Origin of the sequence: Streptomyces silvisoli (genome assembly GCF_029269905.1) — a bacterium.
GTDB classification, from domain to species: Bacteria; Actinomycetota; Actinomycetes; order Streptomycetales; family Streptomycetaceae; genus Streptantibioticus_A; species Streptantibioticus_A silvisoli_A.
The window spans coordinates 42016-60389 of record NZ_JARJBC010000001.1; the positions used below are offsets into that span (position 1 = coordinate 42016).

The following is an 18374-nucleotide window of genomic DNA, read 5'->3' on the forward strand; positions in this document are numbered from 1 at the left end:
TGGCCGACGGGTGTCGACGGCTGCCCTCGTAGACTACGAGGCGTGACGGAAAGGTTGCCCATTGCGCTGGGTGGATGTGGCTAGCACCACTTCGGCCGGGGGCGAATTCCGGCCCGGTTGCGCCTTGTCCGGCACGCGGGCTGGAGCGTCGTGGTTGCTAGCCGTGCCACTCCACCGCTGCCGCGCCCGCGAAGTCACCTGCGTGCGCGAAGCCGCCCAGGACCAGCAACGAGCCGTCCTCCAAATCGCCTGAGCGGATGGCACGGTCGAGGGTGATCGGGATCGCCGCGCCGAACAGGTTGCCGCAGGTGTCGAAGGTGTCCGGGTGGCGTTCGGGCGGTAGGCCCAGCGCCTCCCGCCAGTTGCGCAGGAAGGTGCGGTTGGGCTGGTTGGTGATCAGCGTACCGATCTCCGCAGCATCCCTGCCGAGACCCTTGCACAACTCGGTGACCACCTCGGGGACCAGCCGGTTGCCGCGCTCCAGCACCCGGGCGACACCGGTCTCGGTGAAGCCGATCCGCAACTGCGCCTCACCCGGCTCCCAGTACCTGCGGCCGTCGTCGCGCACCATCGTCATGTCCCCCGCGTACTCGGCGATGTGCCGCACCCGCACGTCCAGTACGGGATTCGGGCCGGACGCGGTGACGTACCCCACCCCGCAGCCGTCACCCGGGATCGCGGCCTGGGCGAGCCCGCGCACCTCGGACTGGGTGAACAACTGCCCGGCCGCGGTCTGCGCGTTGCAGATCAGCGCGGACCTCGCGGAGGTGGTGGTCAGCAGCTGCCGGGCGAGGCCCAGCATGTGGACGAACGACGCGCAGCCCCCGTTGGCCACGTCCACCAGCCACTCCGGGGACATGCCGAGGCGGCGCGCCACCTCGGTGCCCGCGCCGACGAACGGCACGTCCGGCAACTGGCTGTGCACCAGCAGTACGTCCACCCCGCGGATCGCCGCCCGGCCGTGCCGCTCCATCAGCGACCGCACGGCCCGCTCGATCAGATCGACGTTGCTCTCCCCCTCCGCCACATGGTGCCGGAACGGCGGCACCCGGAACATCGGGCTGTCCCGCAGCCGGTCCTCCGCCCCGGGGTAGCCGGTGTAGAACTCCGCGGGCACCGGCTCGCCCGGCAGATGTGCCGCGACATCGGTGAGACTGACCGGAGTCAACGGGCCACCGCCCGCGTGGGCGGCACGCTGACCGGAAGCCCGGCCTTGTGGCGGTGTTCCAGGATCGCCTTGAGGTTGTGCATCTCCACCGTGTGACCGGCGTAGAACAGGTCCCAGTACTCGCCCACCCAGCGCCGGTCGGGGCGCGGCGCGCGCTCCGGGAACGGGTTGGCGTCGTAGTACGGATGGCGGCAGTTGGTCCAGGTGACCACCGAGCCCGGCTCGTCCAGCACCAGGGACGCCGGGACGACCCGCATCAGATAGACCATCCACAGCGTCTCGCCCTGGTCCCAGGCGCAGTGGTAGTCCACCGTCATCGCCTCGGAGTTGGCCACCACCTTGCAGTAGATGCCGGTGCCCGGCTCCAGCAGGTCGCGCCCGAGCCACAGCCCGGGCGTGTCGGTGGGGCCGAAGTCCCGCAGGCTACAGGTCCATTCCTCCAGGTGGTGCCCCTGGCGCAGATAGTCGTAGACCTGCTCGGGCGGGCAGTCGACATACTGCTCGATGGTGCAGTACCGCCCGTAGACCTGCTGGTGCGGATAACTCTCCCGGGTCATCCGGGCACAGTGCTCGGCCAGTTGCTCGGGGGTGGTGTTCTCCACCCTTATCAGGCCGGGCACTTCAGCCAACGTGGAGTGGTCCGCGGTCATCGGTGCTCTCCTCGGTGTGGTCGGGTTCCTGGTCCGGGGCGGCCAGGAAGGGGAGGAACGGGGGGATCTCCCGGTGGTCGAAGTCCAGGGCGACCAACGCCGGACCGGCGTTGCCGTTGCCGCGCAGCAGGGCCAGGCGCAGATCACCGGCGCGGTGCGCCCGGCTCACGTCCAGGTCGGGGAACATGGCCGCCGCACCGGCGGCGATGTCGGACGGGCGGAAGACGTTCTCGGCACGGGCGCCGCCCTGGAACAGCTGCTCGCGGGTGGCGCACATCGCGTGCGCGTTGTTGTTGAGGATGACGAAGGTGACCGGGGCCGCGTACTCGACCGCGGTGTGCACCTCCATCCCGTGCATGAAGAACGCGCCGTCCCCGGCCAGCACATAGGTACGGCGACCGGTGCCGAGCGCCGCGCCGATGCCCGCGCCGAAGGTGTAGCCCATGCCGCCCATGCCCACCGCCACCACGAACCGGCCGTCGCGCGGTGCGGGCAGCAGATGGATGGCGCTCGCTCCGACGTTCCCGGCGTCCACGAAGACATGGGCGCGCTCGGGCAGCGCCGAGGCGATCTCGGAGAGCGCCTCGGCATACGACAAGCCGGCCCCGGGCGGCGGCGGTACGGCCAACGGGCGCGGGTCGCCCGCGGGTTCCGGGTGCGGGCGGGGCCGTGGCGTCAGTCGGGCGTTGAGGGTGGCCAGCGTCTGGCGCGGGTCGCCGCGCAGCGCGATGCCGGGGACGAACGGCGGTTCCGGGTCCACGCAGACCACGGGGGTGGTACGCAGCGCTTCGTCCAGGCCGCCGCGGGCCATCAACGGCAGGCGGGTGCCGACCAGCAGGCAGGCGTCGGCCCGCCGCAGGCGGTCCTGGACGCCGAGGTGCCCCATCACCCCGGCCACCCCGACGTACCGGGGGTCGTGGTTGGGGAACACGTCCTTGGCGTCCGGGCTGACCGCCACCCACGCCCCCAACGCCGTTGCCAGTTCGGCCAGTTCCGCGCGGGCACCGGAGGCGGCCACCCCCTCCCCGGCGATCAGCAGGACGCGCCGGGCGCCGTCCAGCAGCCGCACGGCCTCGTCCAGGGCCGCCGGATCCGCCCGCACCACCGGTGGCGGTACCGGCGTGCTCCTCGGCACGGTGACGAGGGCCTGCTGTACGTCCTTGGGCAGCAGCAGTACCGCCGGACCCCGCGGGTGGGTCCGCGTGGCCTGGATCGCCTCTGCCAGCAGTCCGGCGAACGACTCCGGTTCGGTCACCCGGGCGCAGAACCGGGACACCGGCGCGAAGACCCGCGCCGCGTCGAAGGAGCCGCCCTTGCCGCTGGAGTCCTGGAACGCACCCCGCCCGTCCAACCCGGTCGGCGGCTGCCCCACCAGTGCCAGCACCGGGACCCGTGAGGCGTGCGCCTCGGCCAGCCCCGGCACCAGGTTCATCGCCCCGCCGCCGGAGGTGGCCACGACCACACCGGTCCGCCGGGTGGCCCGGGCGTAGCCGTCCGCCATGGTGGCCGCGGAGAACTCGTGCTTCGCCACCACGCCGGCCAACCCCGGCTGGTGGTGCACGGCGTCGTACAGGTCCTCGATGTTCGCGCCACCCACGCCGAACACGTACCGGGCGCCGATCCGGGCCAACTCCCCGGCCAGGTAGTCGACCAGGCGCACCCGGGCGTCCGCGGTCATGCGCCCACCTCCGCGAAGCCGTCCCTGCCGGGGGCGACGATCAGGCCCGCGGGGGAGAGCACCTGGAAGCGCTGCCGGTACTCGCCCGGAGTGAGCCCCATGGCCCGGCCGAACGACCGCAGGAAGGTCTCCACGGCCGGGAAGCCGCAGCGCCTGGCCACATGGCTGATCGGCAGTTCGGTGCTCTCCAGCAGCTCACGCGCCCGCGCGATCCGCATCCGCTCGACGTACTGGCCGGGTGTGGTCCCCACCTCACGGCGGAACACCCGGGCGAAGTTGCGTGGGCTCATGTTCGCCCGCCGCGCCAACTCGGCCACCGGCAGCGGCTGTTCGAGGTGGCCCAGGATCCACTCCTGGGCCGCCCTGATCGGCAGCGGGTCGGCCAACTGCGCCTCCAGCACCGAGCTGAACTGCGACTGGCCGCCGTGCCGTTTGAAGAACAGCACCAGATAGCGGGCCATGTCCAGGGCGACGGCCGCACCGTGGTCGGCCTCCACCAGCGCCAGCGCCATGTCGATGCCGGTGGAGACCCCCGCGGACGTCACATACCGGCCGTCCCACACGAAGATCGGCCCCGAGTCCACCGTCACCCGCGGATAGCGGCGGGCGAACTCCTCGCAGTACGCCCAGTGCGTGGTCGCCCGCCGCCCGTCCAGCAGACCCGCCTCGGCCAGCAGGAACGCCCCGCCGCACACCGAGGCCACCCGGCGCGACCGGGCGGCGGCGTCGCGGATCCAGGACACCAACTCCCGCTCCCGCAAAGCCTCGCGCAGCCCCCAGCCCCCGGGCACCAGCAGGGTGTCGATGGGGCCGACCGCCTCGTCCAGCCGCGCGGCCTGGACCACCAGCCCGACGGAGGTGCGCACCAGGGGCGCGTCGGCGGAGACGTACTCGATGCGGTAGCCCACCCCCTGCTCGGCTAACCGGCGGTTCACCGTGTCGAACACCTCAATGGGCCCGGTGACGTCCAGCGCCTGCACGCCGGAGTAGACCACGACCACCACACGTCGTTGGATCACGATCACAGCGTGTCGGCGACCGAACCTGGCCGCAATGACAGTCTGTTGACGATTACTGCCAGCGCGGCGCCGGTGCGCCGCTGAGCAGCGCGTCGGGTCGGGCGGGGGTGAGCGAGGTCACGTCTGGTGGCAGTGCCGGGCCGCGGGTCCGGGGTGGGACCTGATCGAACGGTCCAGGTTGGTGGCCGCGCTGATCAGCGCCAGGTGGGTGAAGGCCTGTGGGAAGTTGCCCAGTGCCTCGCCCGCCGGACCGATCTCCTCCGAGTACAGGCCCACATGGTTGGCCTGGGTCACCATCTTCTCGAAGACGTAGCGGGCCTCGCCCACCCGTCCGGCGCGGGAGAGCGCCTCGACGTACCAGAAGGAGCACAGGTTGAAGGTGCCCTCCGAGTCGGTGAAGCCGTCACTGCCGTCGATCCGGTAGCGGTGCACCAGGCTGTCGCTGACCAGGGACTCCTCGATCCGCTCCACGCTGGACAGGAACCTGGGGTCCGTCGGGGACGCGAACTTCACCAGCGGCATCACCAGCAGCGCCGCGTCCAGCGTGTCGCTGCCGGGGTAGCGGACGTACGCGCCGTGGTCGGGCGCGTAGCACATCTCCTGTACGAAGCGGTACGCGGCGCCGGCGGTGTCCCGCCAGCGCTCGATGGGCGCGGGCATGCCGCGCTGCCGGGCGATGCGCTGGGCCCGCTCGAAGGCCACCCAGGTCATCAGCGCCGAGTAGGTGTACCGCTGGCGGGCGCCGCGGCCCTCCCAGATCCCCTCGTCCGGGTCCTCCCAGTGCTTCTCCAACCAGTCCAGTTGGCGGCTCAACGCCTCCCACAGGTCGTAGGAGATCGGCTGCCCGTACTTGTTGTACAGATAGACCGAGTCCATCACCTCGCCGTAGATGTCGAGTTGGAGCTGGTCCGCTGCGGCGTTGCCGATGCGCACCGGCCGTGAACCGCAGTAGCCGTCGAGGTGGTCGAGCACCATCTCCGGCAGCTCCGTGCGCCCGTCGATCCCGTACAGCACCTGGAGCCCGCGCTCTGGCGGCGCCTCCAGGCAGCGGCTGCGCAGCCAGTCCACGAACGACGCCGCCTCCTCGGTGAAGCCCAGCCGCATCAGCGCGTACAGCGTGAAGGCGGCGTCCCGCACCCAGGTGTAGCGGTAGTCCCAGTTGCGCACCCCGCCGATGGCTTCCGGCAGCGAGGTGGTCGGCGCCGCGACCAGCGCCCCGGTGGGCTGGTAGACCAGCAGCTTCAACGCCAGCGCGGAGCGCTCCACGATCTCCCGGTACCGGCCCTGGTAGCGGGAGTGCCGCAGCCAGCCGTCCCAGAACGCCAGCGTGAGGTCCAGCAGCCGGGAGACCTCGCTGTCGCCGAGCGGGCGCAGCTCACTGCCCCACTCGGCGGCCAGCTCCAGGGTCTGCCCCGGCTCCAGCTCGACCGCGACCACCGCGGCGTCGCCGTCGACCTGCAGCGGCACGGAGGCGCGCAGCGTCAACGTGCCGACGGCGCTGGTGAACACCGCGCCCAGATCCGGAACCAGACTCACCTGGTGCGGCACCCGCGCGTAGTCGAACGCGGGTCGGCAGTACACCTCCACGCTGGCCCGCCCCCTGAGCACCCGTACCTGGCGGACGATCTGGCGGACGCTCGCCTTGGGGCACGAGGGGTGGTCCGGCACCATGAAGTCGTACAGCTCGGCGACGGAGTCATGGGCCAGGAACCGGGTCAGCAGCACGTTGGAGTCCGGCATGTACATCTGCTTGGTGCGTTCGGCCTTCGCCACCGACACGGAGAAGGAGCCGCCCTTCTCGGCGTCCAGCAGGGAGCCGAACACCGACGGTGCGTCGAAGCGGGGCAGGCAGCACCAGTCGATCGTGCCGTCGTCTCCCACGAGGGCCACGGTGTGCAGATCGCCGATGATGCCGTGGTCCTCTATCGGTATGTAGTCGGGTCGTCCACTCTGGGTGACGAACTGCATGTCCACCCCTCCTCGGGACGCGTGGAACCCGCTCTCTCCTGTATACCGCCGTGGAGAGCGGAACGCGTCCCGACGGGGGCGCGTGCGTTCAGTGCGCCGCGGTCCGTACCCGGCTGATGTCGACCGGTAGCGTCGGGAAGCCGTCGCCAGGGCCGTTCTGGTCGTCCTCGCCGCCGGCGGCGATCCTGCGCAACACGTCCATGCCGCCGGTGACTTGACCGAAGGGCGTGTAGGCGGGGGAGAGCTTGGTGTCCTTCCAGACGAAGAAGAACTGGCTGCCGTTGGTGTCGGGGCCGGAGTTGGCCATGGCCACGGTGCCCGCCGGATAGGTGGCGCCGGACAGGTTCTCGTCGCGGAAGGAGTAGCCGGGACCGCCGCTACCGGTGCCCGTCGGGTCGCCGCACTGCAGTACGTAGATCTTCTGCGTGGTCAGCCGGTGGCAGTGCGTGTGGTCGAAGTAGCCGCGCTGGGCGAGGAAGCGGAAGGAGAACGTGGTGCACGGTGCCTTGTCGGTCAGCGCCCGGAACGTGATGCGGCCCTGACCGGTCCGCAGCGTCGCGGAGTACGGCCGGGCCGCGGTGGCCGGGTCGAAGACCGGTATGCCCTTGAATCTGTCGGCGGGCACCGCTTTCGTGAAGCCGCACGGTGCCGGGGCGGGCGCGGCCGAAGTGCGCTCGTTCGTCCGCGAGTTGGCGGACGCGGCAGTGGTCAGCGTCAGGACGACGGACGCCGCGGCGGCGAGGGGTACCCAGTGCTTGCGCTTCATGTGACGGACCTCCGAGGTCTGTGGCACCAGCGGCACTTGATCGGTTGGCGTGGGTCACCCTAAGGCCACTGCACCGTCGATGGCCATGGTCCGCTGGCCAGTCGACTGAGCCCGGCGCCGGCCGCCTTGGTGGCGTCGATGACGTTGCGCGGGGCGCGCGGCATCTCGCTCACCGGCTTGAGCAGCAGCACGGCGCCCATGATGGAGTCGTCCCACATGATGGGCGCGGCACAGGAGTTCCAGCCGGCCATACACTCCTCCTGGCCGAGTGCGAAGCCCTGGTCCCGCACCTCCACCAGCGAGGCGAGCAGCTTGTCGTTGTCCCGGAACACCCCGGGCCCGGCCTCCTCCGGTACCGGCTCGGCGAGCACCCGGGCCTGGATCGCCTCGGGCAGATAGGCCAGGATCGTGCGGCCGGAGGCGCCGGTGCGAAGCGAGCGGGTGACCGACAGCACGTCGCGCGGCGTCATCCCCAGCTCGACCAGGTCGGAGTCGCCCACCGCCATGTCGATGCACTGGCGTTGAGCGCCGCCGAACGGCGCGAGCATGTAGAGGAAGGCCAGACCGCCGTCGGTCCGCGCCCGCAGCTCCTGGAGCACGGCGTGCCCGGCGTCGCCCTCCGGGCCCTGGGCCAGCGCCTGCAGACCCAACTTGGCCGCCGACAGGCCGAGTTGGTACTGGCCGCGCCCGGCCCGGATGAAGTTTCCCTGGTAGACACCGGATTGCAGGATGCGGTGGACCGCCGAGTCGTCGAGTCCGGTGACCTTGGCCAGTTCCCCGGGGCCGTGTGAGGTGCCGCCCAGCTCGGCGAAGGCCCGCTGTACCCGGAAGACCCGCTCGGCGTGGCTGGTGCCGCCCGTAGCCGCCTGACCGTCCCGCGCACTGTGCCTGTTCATGCAGTGAGCCCGCCCTCTACTCGCTGTGGCCGTGTCCCCCGTCCCCCCGCGGGGACACAGCCTTCCACGTATTGCGCCAGGCCAGCCGTCGTGTTTCGGCCAAGGCGGGCGGCGCGGCGAGGAGTGCCCACGGTGCGATCAGATCCTACGGTGCGGTGGCCAGTACCAGCTTTCCGGTCTGGGTACGGGCGGCCAGGTCGCGGTGCGCCTGGGCGGCCTCGGCGAGCGGGTAGCTGGCGCCGATCACCGGACGCAGGTCGCCGGAGCGGACGGCGGCGGTCAGCGCCTTCATGCTCGTCGGCAGTGCGTTGCGGTCCGAGTAAAGGTGCGGCAGCCAGAAGCCGGAGACGGTGACGGACTTCTCCATCAGCAGTTGGGTCGGCACGGCGCCGGTCTCCCCGGACGCGTACCCGTACACCGCCACTCGGCCGCGCGGCGCGACCGCGGCCAGGGTCGCCCGCAGCGTCTGGCCGCCGGTCATCTCCAGGGCTGCGTGCACGGGGCCGCCCGCCGCGTCCAGGATGCGCTCGGTGAGGCCGTCGGTCGTGGACGAGTCGAGTACCGCGTCCGCGCCGAGCCCTTTGGCCAGCTGCCGTTTGGCCTCGGTGCTGGCCAGCGCTATGACCTTGGCGCCCATCCGCTTCGCGAGCTGTACGGCGATCGAGCCGACGCCGCCCGCCGCGGCCGGGATGACCACGCTCTGACCGCCGGTCAACTGGGCGGCGGTGAACAGCAGGTGCCAGGCGGTGTTGCCCTGCAGGGCCAGCGCCGCCGCCTGGTCGTCGGTGACGTCGTCGGGAATGTCCCAGGCCACCCGGCGGTGTACGACGGCCTTTTCGGCATAACCGCCGCCCATGGTGAGCGCGACGACGCGGCGGCCGTCTTCCGTGGTGCCCACCACTTCGTTGCCGGGAATATAGGGCAGTTCGATCGGGGCCAGATACGTGTTTCCTCGGACGTGTACGTCGGCGTAATTGATACCGGCTCGGGTGACATTCACCAGGAGGTGCCCCGCGCGGGGCTGGGGGTCGGGTACCTCGGCGATTTCGAGCACCTCTGGCCCGCCGAACTGACGCATGGTGATCGCGCGCATGTCTCTCCTTGGCTGGACGGTGCGGAGCGCCCGCTCCGACAGGCTAGGCCATGGTCTGCGGCGGCCCCACGGCGGTCCGGCAGCCGCTTTCTCGCACGGCGAGAAAGCGTGGCAGCGTTATGTCCGAAACGGTGGATTGCGGTGGCGTGGTTTCTCGCCTGGTGAGAAACGCGGCCATCCTTGCGGGTTGACGGATTTTTTGACACACTGAAGTCAGTCGCGTTCGGGGCGGCAAATCCGCTGAATCCACGGGGGAATTAGTTCGGCGGAGTTGCTTCTGGGATTTCCCAGGCCCCGAACGCGGCTTAATTTTTTGCCGAGTGGGTTTCTGTTCCCCACCGGTTGGGCGTTGGTACGCGCGAGTGACGGCAGGTCATCCGGACGGCCGTCAAGACGGACGGGCGTTCGGCGAGGCGCGTTCCACCGTGCGGGGCCTTTGTATGACCATCGGATGGGGGCTGTTCGAGGGAATTTCGGCTCGTCCGACCGGTGCAATCGGATGACCCCTCGTGTGCGGACCGCCGCCGTCGGGTGGTGCGTGGTGACATGTCGGCTGCGGGAACCGTCCCCACCGCCACACCACGGAGGCCCACATGAAAGCCATCAAGAAGGCCGCGGTGCTGACCGCGACCACCTGCGCGCTGGTTCTGGCCAGCGCGGCCGGTGCCAGTGCCGACGCGGGAGCCCACGGTGCCGCCGTCGGCTCACCCGGCGTCCTGTCCGGCAACGTCGTGCAGATTCCGATCAACATTCCGGTCAACGTCTGCGGGAACACCGTCGACATCATCGGACTCCTCAACCCCGCCGCGGGCAACTCCTGCGCGCACAAGGAAGACGGATTCCAAGGGCACGACAAGGGCAGCGGTGTCGGTGGCCCCAGCGGCGCCAAGAAGGGCAAGTGCGCCACCGCGCACCACGCGGACCACGGTGTCGAGCACCACGCGGACCGCCCCGCTCCGCATCGCGTGGACCGCCCCGTCGCCCACGCCAACCGTCCCGCGGCGCATCGTCCCGCCCGCCACCACGCGCGCCGCCCGTTCCACCACCGCCCGGCGCACCACCGTCCCGCCCGCCACCACGTCCGCAAGAGGCACCACCGCTGACCGCTTCGCTCCGCGCCCGGCCCGCCGCCCCAACGGAGGCCGGGCGCAGCGCTTTCGGGGCCTGGGGGGCTCGCTCCGTAAGGGAGGTCGCCCCCGGTCCGTCCCCGTCAGTCCAGTGGACGCGCACTCGTGGGTCGGCTGAGGGCCTGGCGCCCTCCGCTGGCCAGCATTCTCACCTCTCCCTTGTCGCTGATCTCCGCCCGGATGATGCCGCTGTCGTCCTCGTACACCGCGCTGCCGCCGGGCCCGGCGGTCTCCGTACGGCGGACCACCACCGTGTCGGCCGCTCCCTCCTCCTCACTGTGCGGGAAGGTCAGCTCGTATGCGGTGGGTTGTTGGTCCATGGCACCTCCCATTGAGCACATGCAAGGACACAAGGTGTAACCGCGATGTCCTGAGTTTCGCACCTTTGTCGTGCGCCCGCGCATGGACGCGATCTTGTCCATGACGTTGACTATTGTTCAAAGGCGGCCCTGCGCTCCAGGCGCGCCACCCACCGGCCGCCGTGCGCCGTCCCCGAAACTGACCGCTCAGCGGGCCGGTTGAACCCACGCTGCGGGGAGGCCCCAGGTGTTCCAGATCCAGGCAGCACCGTTCCGGGCCCATGCCATCGGGGCGACCTTCGCGCTGTCGGCGGCATGCCAACTCCAGTTATGGACGGGCCGGTTGGCCGCCGCGCGGCTGGGAGGCGGGGCGGCTGGACGGCTGGGCGGCTGGACGGCTGGGCGGCCAACCCGTACCTGCGCGCTCACGCTGCTGTTCGCCGCCGTCCTGCCGGCACCGACCGTGCTGCTCCTGCTCCGGCAGACCCGACCCGGAAGGCGATGCACGCGGTGCCCGGGCACCACGGAGGGGACTGCCCGCCCGACCGGCGGGCCACCGTCGAACGCACCCAGATCCCAACCAACGCCCCTGGCGGCGCGGAGGGTTGACCGTTGAGCCGTGGGCCGGAGGGCACCCATTGGAGGCATCCGTGCACACCGACGCAATGGACCGGCTGCGCGGCGAACTGGCCGCACCGCCACCGCCGAGTCCTGTGCGCACCTCGACCCGCGCCGGATCGCCGGCATCGTGCAGCGACTGGACGAGGACCTGCTGGTGCGGATAGCGGTGGCGCTCGCCGAGCGCGGCGACGACGTGACCATGGGGCGGTTCGTCGGCCACCTGCCGGACGCCGCGCTGCGCCGGATCCTGGGGCTGGTGGACGCGTCCGTGGTGCTGCGCGTCGGATTCCTCATCGACCAGCCGCAACGCGTCGACAGCGTCATCGAGTTGATGGGCACCGAGCGGCTGGCCGCGGCCATCACGGCCCGCCAGGCACCGGAGCACCTCGACTCGCTGGTGCGCGCCGCGCACGAGCAGAACCTGTGGGAGGCGGTGCTTCCACGGGTGGAGCTCATGGACGACCCGGCGAAGGAACGAGTCCTCGCGCTGCCCGCCTTCCAGGAACACGGCGCGGACTAGACCCGCCCGCCGTCCGACCGGTTGCCGTTAGGATGAATTGAAGAATTCCTGAATTCGTGAGTCACGGCAAGGGCGGGAGGCGAGGTGTCCGGAGGGCGGGTCCCGCTGTACCAGGCGAAGGCGGAGTTCTTCCGGATGCTGGGACACCCGGTGCGCATCCGGGTGCTGGAACTGCTCCAGGACGGCCCGATGCCGGTCCGCGACCTGCTGGCCGCGATCGAGGTCGAGCCCTCCAACCTGTCGCAGCAGCTCGGCGTGCTGCGCCGGTCGGGGATCGTGACCGCCACCCGCCAGGGCTCCACCGTGGTGTACGAGCTGGCGGGCGGCGACGTGGCCGAGCTGATGGGCGCCGCGCGGCGGATCCTGACCGAGATGCTGGCGGGGCGGCAGGGCCTGCTGGCCGAGCTACGAGGGCCTGCCGGCCGGAGCGGAGAGCCTTCGTGACTGACGACATCGCAGGTCAGGACCGCCCGCTGCCCAGGGATCCGGGCGCCGGAAGCGAGCGCTTCAAGGAACGCGGGGTGCTCCTGCGGGTCTTCGTCTACGTCTTCGCCACCCACCTGTTCGCCGGATTCATATGGCTGCTGTTCTACGTGGGCGGACACCGCATGTGACATCGCGGGCCCGGCGGCGGGGCCATAACCGTGTTGCGAAGTTGTGACCCGTACGAGTGGTACATCCCCCCATCCGGACGTAGCGTCGACAAGGCAACAGCCGTTACGAGCTCCGCCGGAGCGGTTGAGGAGCGAACATGCAAAGTCGTGTGGCAAAGACAGCGATCCTGGTCTGTGCTGGTACGGCACTCGCGGCGATCGCCGCCCCGTCGTCTGCTTCAGCGTCCGCCAACTCTCGACCGCAGTCACCCAACCGGGTGGTCGTCGACTGCTTCTTCCATGCACAGGTCCGCCCCGCGTCGTTCCTGATCGCCTGCGCCGACGGTAACAACTACCTGAGCAATCTGCGCTGGTCGCAGTGGGGGCCGGACGCCGCCACCGCCACCGGGCAGGACGTGGTCAACGACTGCAAGCCCTACTGCGCCGCGGGCAAGTTCCACAGCTACCCGGCGCAGATACGGCTGGACCGGGCACGGCAGTGGAACGGCAAGTCCCGCGAATGGCAGTACGGCCGGTTGACCGTGAACTACCCGGGCGCCAGGCCCGCGGACACCCCCCAGACCATGACGTACAACCTGTGGAGCTGACGCTCAGGCAGATGGCGCAACCGCTCACGGTGCGCCGTACCCGCCACCACCGGGCGTCTCCACCACCAGTACGTCACCCGGCCGCACGTCCACCGAGTCGCAACCGGTCATCGCGGTGACCGTGCCGTCCGAGCGCTCCACCCGGTTGGCGCCCAACGCGCCCGGAGTACCCCCGGCCAGCCCGTACGGCGGTACCCGGCGGTGGCCGGAAAGCGTGCTCACCGTCATCGCCTCCCGGAACCGGATCCTGCGCACCGCCCCGTCACCGCCGCGCCAGCGGCCCGCACCACCGCTGCCCGGCCGGACTGCGAACTCCTCAAGCAGGACCGGCAGTCGCCACTCCAGCACCTCCGGATCGGTCAGCCGGGAGTTGGTCATGTGCGTCTGCACCACTGACGCCCCGTCGAACCCGGCACCGGCGCCCGAACCGGATGCGACGGTCTCGTAGTACTGGTGGCGCTCGTTGCCGAAGGAGACGTTGTTCATCGTCCCCGACCCCTCGGCCTGCACACCCAGCGCCGCGTACAGCGCGCCGGTGATCGCCTGTGAGGTTTCCACGTTCCCGGCGACGATCGCCGCGGGATGCCGTGGGGCCAGCATCGAGCCTTCGGGGATGACGATGCGCAACGGGCGCAGACAGCCGTCGTTCAGCGGGATGTCGTCGGCGACGAGCGTGCGGAAGACGTACAGCACCGCGGCCGTCACCACCGACGACGGCGCGTTGAAGTTGGTGTCGAGTTGTGCGGAGGTACCGGTGAAGTCCACGGTCGCCGAACGCCCTTGCCGGTCCACCCGGACCCGTACCGAGATCACCGCGCCGGAGTCCGTCTCATAGCGGTACTCGCCGTCGTCCAGCGCGTCGATGACGCGGCGCACCGCCTCCTCCGCGTTGTCCTGCACGTGACGCATGTAGGCCTGCACCACATCGAGCCCGAAGTGCCGGATCATCGCCCCGACCTCGTCGACTCCCTTGTGGTTGGCGGCGATCTGGGCGCGCAGGTCGGCCAGGTTGGTGGCCGGGTTGCGGGACGGGTACGGCGCCTCGCTGAGCAGCCGCAGCGTCTCCGCCTCGCGCAGCCGACCGTTCTCCACCAGCAGCCAGTTGTCGAACAGCACCCCCTCCTCCTCGATCCGGCGGCTGTTGGCCGGCATCGAGCCCGGAGTGATGCCGCCGATCTCCGCGTGGTGGCCCCGGGAGGCGACGAAGAACAGGATCCGCTGCTCGCCGTCGGCGCCGTCGCCGAAGACCGGCGTCACCACGGTGATGTCCGGCAGGTGCGTGCCGCCGTGGTAGGGGTCGTTGACCGCGTAGGCGTCGCCCGGCTTCATGGTTCCGGCGCGGCGGTGGAGCACCTCCTTGACGCTGGTGCCCATCGAGCCCAAGTGCACCGGGATGTGTGGTGCGTTGGCGATGAGGTTGCCCTCCGGGTCGAAGAGGGCGCAGGAGAAGTCCAGCCGCTCCTTGATGTTGACCGACTGGGCCGTCGACTCCATCCGTGCGCCCATCTGCTGGGCGATGGACACGAAGAGGTTGTTGAAGATCTCCAGCATCACCGGGTCGGCCTCGGTACCCACCTCCGCCTCGGTGCGCGCCCGCACCCGCTCCACCAGCAGATGCCCGGCCCCGGTCACCGACGCCCGCCATCCGTCGTCCACCACGGTGGTGGCGTTGGCCTCGGTGATGACGGCCGGTCCGCTCACCGCCTCGCCGGGACGCATCCCTTCCCGCCGCCGCAGCGGTACGTCGCGCCAGGCGCCGTCGGTGTACATCCGGGCGGTGCCGGTGTCCGCGGGCTCCCCGGGCGCGCCGGACGTGCCGAGGTGGTCGAGGTCGGGGTGCTCGGTGAGCCCGGTCGCCTCGACCGAGAGGGCCTCCACGATGACCGGACGGTCCATCAGGAACGAGTAGGTGGACCGGTGGTTCTCCTCGAACTCGGCGATCATCTCGGCCGGTTCGGCGAGCTCCACCGGTACCGCGGTGTCGGTGCCGTCGTAACGCAGATGGGCCCGCCGGGTGACCTGGATCCGCTCCCGCGGTACGTCCTCGTCCAGCAGCTCGCCGCGCGCCGCCGACTCCAGGGCCTCGGCCACCGAGCGCACCCGCTCCATGGCCTCCGGCTCCAGCCGCACCTCCACCGACTGCTGGCGCATCGCCGTGGTGTCGGCAAGCCCGATGCCCAGCGCGGACAGCACCCCCGCCATCGGCGGCACCAACACGGTACGGATGCCGAGCGAGTCGGCGACGGCACACGCGTGCTGGCCTCCGGCTCCGCCGAAGGTGGTCAGCACGTACTCGGTGACGTCGTGGCCCTGCTGCACGGAGATGCGTTTGACGGCGTTGGCGATGTTGGCCACCGCGATTCGCAGGTATCCCTCGGCGACCTCCTCGGGCGAGCGGTCGTCACCGGTGGCCTTCCGGATCTCGGCGGCCAGCTCGGTGAACCGCCGCCGCACCAGCCGCGCGTCCAGCGGCTGGTCGCCGTCCGGCCCGAACACCTGGGGAAAGTGGGCGGGTTGGACGCGGCCGAGCATCACATTGGCGTCGGTGACGGCCAGCGGTCCGCCGCCGCGGTAGCAGCACGGCCCCGGGTCGGCGCCCGCCGAGTCCGGGCCGACCCGGTAGCGGCTGCCGTCGAAGTGCAGTACTGATCCGCCTCCGGCGGCCACGGTGTGGATGGCCAGCATCGGGGCGCGCAGCCGTACCCCGGCCACCTGGGTGTTGAAGACCCGCTCGTACTCGCCCGCGAAGTGCGACACATCGGTGGACGTGCCGCCCATGTCGAAGCCGATCACCTTGTGGAACCCGGCCTGTTGCGACATCCGGACCATGCCGACGATGCCTCCGGCCGGTCCGGACAGGATCGCGTCCTTGCCCCGGAAGTGCCCGGCCTCCGCCAGCCCGCCGTTGGACTGCATGAACATCAGCCGCACGCCCCGCATCTGGTCCGCGACCTGCCGGACGTAGCGCTGGAGCACCGGCGACAGGTAGGCGTCCACCACCGCGGTGTCGCCGCGCGGCACCAGCTTCATCAGCGGGCTGGCCTCGCTGGACAGCGACACCTGGGGAAAACCGATCCGCTCGGCCAGCTCGCCGATCGCCTGCTCGTGCGCGGGGTGCAGATGGCTGTGCAGACACACCACCGCCACCGCGCGGATGCCGTCACGGTACGCCCGCAGCAACTCCTCGCCGAGTCGGTCGAGATCCGGGGCGCGCAGCACCGTACCGTCCGCGGTGATCCGCTCATCGGCTTCGATGACCCGGTCGTACAGCAGCTCGGGCAGCACGATCTCGCGGGCGAAGATCTCCGGCCGGTTCTGGTAGCCGATGCGCAGCGCGTCTCCGAACCCTCTGGTGATCACCAGAGCGGTGCGCTCGCCCTTGCGCTCCAGCAGCGCGTTGGTCGCCACCGTCGTCCCCATCCGCACCGCGTCCACCCGGTCCGCCGGAACGGGATCGTCCGGGGAGAGTCCGAGCAGTGCGCGGATGCCGGCGACGGCGGGATCGCGGTAGCGGGCCGGGTTCTCCGACAGCAGCTTGTGGGTGGTGACCTGGCCGTCCGGGCCGCGGGCGACGATGTCGGTGAACGTGCCACCGCGGTCCACCCAGAACTGCCAGCCCGCACCAGCCACGCCGGTTTCCCTTCCCCGCAGTGATCCAGCGCAAACGATCGCGGTGCGCCTTGGTACGGGTAGCTGGTCATCAGGTACAACCGGCCGGTCGGTGGGTATTCAGGCGGTGAGGCGCACGGCGCGCACGGCTCGCTGGGGGCGTTCGCGCGGCAGTGGCACTCTCCCTCCCCTTCACCCGCCCATGGACCGTGCGACCGGCAAGGCGCCCGGTGCGTCGCGCGTCCCTCGAACAAGGAGCAGCCGTGGACACCACAGCGTTCGGAGCGGGCGGCGGGGCCGCCCCTTCGGTCCAACCGGAACGCCTGCGCCGCGGTGCGCTGGGGCTGGCCGACATCACCGCGTCGACCATGGCCAACATCGGCCCGGCGATGAGCTTCTTCTTCGGCTTCGCGCTGATCGCGCAGACCGCCGGGGTGGCCGCGCCGCTGACGATCCTGGCGGCGGCGGTGGTGGTCGCGCTGCTCGGCAACACCCTCGCCGAGTTCTCCCGGTCGATTCCGTCCACCGGTTCGTTCATCACGTTCATCGGCAAGACGTTCGGTCCGGTCGCCGCCATCACCACCACGATCGTGGTGTCACTCGGCTACATCATCGCGGTCTCCGCGGTCGTCGCCATCTCGGGCGGCTGGACGGCGACGATCATCGCGCACTACACCGGGGCGCACATCGCCTGGCAGTGGTTCACCGCCCTGCTGACGCTGGTCTCCTTCGCCCTGGTGGTCAAGGGCGTCGCGGTCTCCACGAAGTGGGCGGGTGCGCTGTTCGCCTTCGAGATGGGGCTGCTGGTGCTGGTGAGCGTCTGGGTACTGGTCCGGCACAGCGGGCAGCTGACGATGGCTCCCTTCGATCCCGGCCAACTGGCCGGTGGCTTCAAGGGACTTGGGCTCGGCTTCCCACTCGCCGTCTTCCTCTTCGTCGGCTGGGAGAACTCGGCGGCGCTCGCGGAGGAGACCACCAACCCGCGGCATGCGGTGCCGCGGGCGATCTATCTGTCCATCGCCGCGATGACGGTCAGCTATCTGCTGTTCGCGTACGTCACGGTGGTCGGCTTCGACTACGACACAGCGGCCCTCGCCAAGTCCGATGTGCCGTTCGTCGACGTGGCGTTGGGCATCCTCGGCGGCGGGGCCTTCCTCGCCTATCTCGCGGGGTTCACCTCCATCATCGGGTCACTGATCTCGGCGGCCAACTCCCAGTCCCGGCTGATCTTCAACTCCGGCCGGGAGGGCCTGCTTCCGCCGGTCGTCGCCAAGGTCACCGCGCGGGGCCGCACCCCCTGGGTGAGCTTCGTGGTCTATCTCGCGGTCGCCCTCGGCCTGGCCTTCGGCTGGGGCTGGGACATCGACCCGGTCACCTACTTCGGCCAGTCGGCCACCTTGGGCACCATCCTCATCGTGGTCACCTGGCTGGTCGCCAACCTGGCCCTCCCGGTGTACTACCGCCGCCACCACCCCGACCTGTTCTCGCCGGTACGGCACCTGATCCTGCCCCTCGCGGGCGTCGCCGCGATCGGCTACCCCCTCTACCAACTCGTCAAGCCCGGCCAGCCCGCGCCGTACAACGTCTTCCCGCTGATCAGCGCGGCGATCATCGTGGTGGCCGTGGGGTACGCGCTGGTGCTGAACGCACGGGACCGGACGCTGGGGGAGCGGGTGGGGTCGATTGTGGCGGACGCCGAATAGCGGCCCGAAGCAAGGGAGTTGACGGAAGGGCGGTGAGGCGCGCGGTCGCGTCCGGG

At 70.7% G+C, this 18374-nt stretch carries 16 protein-coding genes; 6 read left to right on the plus strand and 10 right to left on the minus strand.

The annotated features are described in order from the left end of the window. Window positions 1-157 precede the first annotated feature (157 nt). From P3G67_RS00190 to P3G67_RS00225, 8 genes are all read right to left on the minus strand, one after another. Window positions 158-1168 carry a 3-oxoacyl-ACP synthase III family protein gene (locus tag P3G67_RS00190; RefSeq protein ID WP_276091587.1) on the minus strand — a complete coding sequence of 337 codons (1011 nt, stop codon included), beginning with the start codon at window positions 1166-1168 and terminating at the stop codon, window positions 158-160. Next, window positions 1165-1818: an SRPBCC family protein gene (locus P3G67_RS00195; RefSeq protein WP_269858543.1), complete on the minus strand. Its 654-nt coding sequence runs from the start codon at window positions 1816-1818 to the stop codon at window positions 1165-1167. Before P3G67_RS00195 ends, P3G67_RS00190 begins: the two co-directional genes overlap by 4 nt. After that, window positions 1790-3496 (minus strand): thiamine pyrophosphate-binding protein, encoded by a 1707-nt coding sequence (locus tag P3G67_RS00200; RefSeq protein WP_276091588.1) that lies wholly within the window; start codon window positions 3494-3496, stop codon window positions 1790-1792. The genes P3G67_RS00195 and P3G67_RS00200 overlap by 29 nt, the downstream gene beginning before the upstream one ends. Further along, window positions 3493-4515 carry a GlxA family transcriptional regulator gene (locus P3G67_RS00205; RefSeq protein ID WP_276091589.1) on the minus strand — a complete coding sequence of 341 codons (1023 nt, stop codon included), beginning with the start codon at window positions 4513-4515 and terminating at the stop codon, window positions 3493-3495. Before P3G67_RS00205 ends, P3G67_RS00200 begins: the two co-directional genes overlap by 4 nt. A gap of 117 nt (window positions 4516-4632) precedes the next feature. After that, window positions 4633-6483 carry a glycoside hydrolase family 15 protein gene (locus P3G67_RS00210; RefSeq protein WP_276091590.1) on the minus strand — a complete coding sequence of 617 codons (1851 nt, stop codon included), beginning with the start codon at window positions 6481-6483 and terminating at the stop codon, window positions 4633-4635. 88 nt (window positions 6484-6571) lie between these two features. Beyond that, window positions 6572-7249 (minus strand): peptidylprolyl isomerase, encoded by a 678-nt coding sequence (locus P3G67_RS00215; RefSeq protein WP_276091591.1) that lies wholly within the window; start codon window positions 7247-7249, stop codon window positions 6572-6574. 59 nt (window positions 7250-7308) lie between these two features. Beyond that, on the minus strand, window positions 7309-8145 hold the full coding sequence (locus P3G67_RS00220) for an IclR family transcriptional regulator (protein ID WP_269858538.1): 837 nt from the start codon (window positions 8143-8145) through the stop codon (window positions 7309-7311). Between the two features lie 145 nt (window positions 8146-8290). After that, complete coding sequence (locus P3G67_RS00225; protein ID WP_276091592.1) at window positions 8291-9238, minus strand: quinone oxidoreductase family protein; 948 nt, start codon at window positions 9236-9238, stop codon at window positions 8291-8293. A gap of 593 nt (window positions 9239-9831) precedes the next feature. Here P3G67_RS00225 and P3G67_RS35820 point away from each other — a divergent pair. Further along, window positions 9832-10341 (plus strand): chaplin, encoded by a 510-nt coding sequence (locus tag P3G67_RS35820; protein WP_313879545.1) that lies wholly within the window; start codon window positions 9832-9834, stop codon window positions 10339-10341. Window positions 10342-10448: 107 nt separating this feature from the next. On the opposite strand, the gene P3G67_RS00235 is transcribed toward P3G67_RS35820, so the two are convergent. Next, window positions 10449-10685, minus strand: coding sequence for a DUF6296 family protein (locus tag P3G67_RS00235; protein WP_269858536.1), 237 nt, complete (start codon window positions 10683-10685; stop codon window positions 10449-10451). A gap of 727 nt (window positions 10686-11412) precedes the next feature. Here P3G67_RS00235 and P3G67_RS00240 point away from each other — a divergent pair. The 4 genes from P3G67_RS00240 (at window position 11413) to P3G67_RS00255 (ending at window position 13006) form a co-directional block, all read left to right on the plus strand. Then, entirely contained in the window at window positions 11413-11805 is a 393-nt protein-coding gene (locus tag P3G67_RS00240) for a hypothetical protein (protein WP_276091593.1), read from the plus strand. Window positions 11806-11889: 84 nt separating this feature from the next. After that, on the plus strand, window positions 11890-12249 hold the full coding sequence (locus P3G67_RS00245) for an ArsR/SmtB family transcription factor (RefSeq protein ID WP_276091594.1): 360 nt from the start codon (window positions 11890-11892) through the stop codon (window positions 12247-12249). 29 nt (window positions 12250-12278) lie between these two features. Next, on the plus strand, window positions 12279-12419 hold the full coding sequence (locus P3G67_RS00250; RefSeq protein ID WP_269858621.1) for a DUF6126 family protein: 141 nt from the start codon (window positions 12279-12281) through the stop codon (window positions 12417-12419). 149 nt (window positions 12420-12568) lie between these two features. Further along, the gene (locus tag P3G67_RS00255; RefSeq protein WP_276091595.1) at window positions 12569-13006 is read left to right on the plus strand and encodes a hypothetical protein; all 438 of its coding nucleotides are present in this window, start codon (window positions 12569-12571) and stop codon (window positions 13004-13006) included. 24 nt (window positions 13007-13030) lie between these two features. Here the strand turns inward: P3G67_RS00255 and P3G67_RS00260 are convergent, their stop codons facing one another. Next, window positions 13031-16636 (minus strand): hydantoinase B/oxoprolinase family protein, encoded by a 3606-nt coding sequence (locus P3G67_RS00260; RefSeq protein ID WP_276091596.1) that lies wholly within the window; start codon window positions 16634-16636, stop codon window positions 13031-13033. Between the two features lie 242 nt (window positions 16637-16878). On the opposite strand from P3G67_RS00260, the gene P3G67_RS00265 reads away from it, so the two are divergent. Further along, window positions 16879-18318, plus strand: coding sequence for an APC family permease (locus tag P3G67_RS00265; protein ID WP_276091597.1), 1440 nt, complete (start codon window positions 16879-16881; stop codon window positions 18316-18318). Window positions 18319-18374 lie beyond the last annotated feature (56 nt).

Coding starts and splice junctions, on each gene's coding strand:
- P3G67_RS00195 (WP_269858543.1), bottom strand. CDS start 1,818: ATGACCGCGGACCACTCCACGTTGGCTGAAGTGCCCGGCCTGATAAGG.
- P3G67_RS00200 (WP_276091588.1), bottom strand. CDS start 3,496: ATGACCGCGGACGCCCGGGTGCGCCTGGTCGACTACCTGGCCGGGGAG.
- P3G67_RS00210 (WP_276091590.1), bottom strand. CDS start 6,483: ATGCAGTTCGTCACCCAGAGTGGACGACCCGACTACATACCGATAGAG.
- P3G67_RS00215 (WP_276091591.1), bottom strand. CDS start 7,249: ATGAAGCGCAAGCACTGGGTACCCCTCGCCGCCGCGGCGTCCGTCGTC.
- P3G67_RS00220 (WP_269858538.1), bottom strand. CDS start 8,145: ATGAACAGGCACAGTGCGCGGGACGGTCAGGCGGCTACGGGCGGCACC.
- P3G67_RS00225 (WP_276091592.1), bottom strand. CDS start 9,238: ATGCGCGCGATCACCATGCGTCAGTTCGGCGGGCCAGAGGTGCTCGAA.
- P3G67_RS35820 (WP_313879545.1), top strand. CDS start 9,832: ATGAAAGCCATCAAGAAGGCCGCGGTGCTGACCGCGACCACCTGCGCG.
- P3G67_RS00235 (WP_269858536.1), bottom strand. CDS start 10,685: ATGGACCAACAACCCACCGCATACGAGCTGACCTTCCCGCACAGTGAG.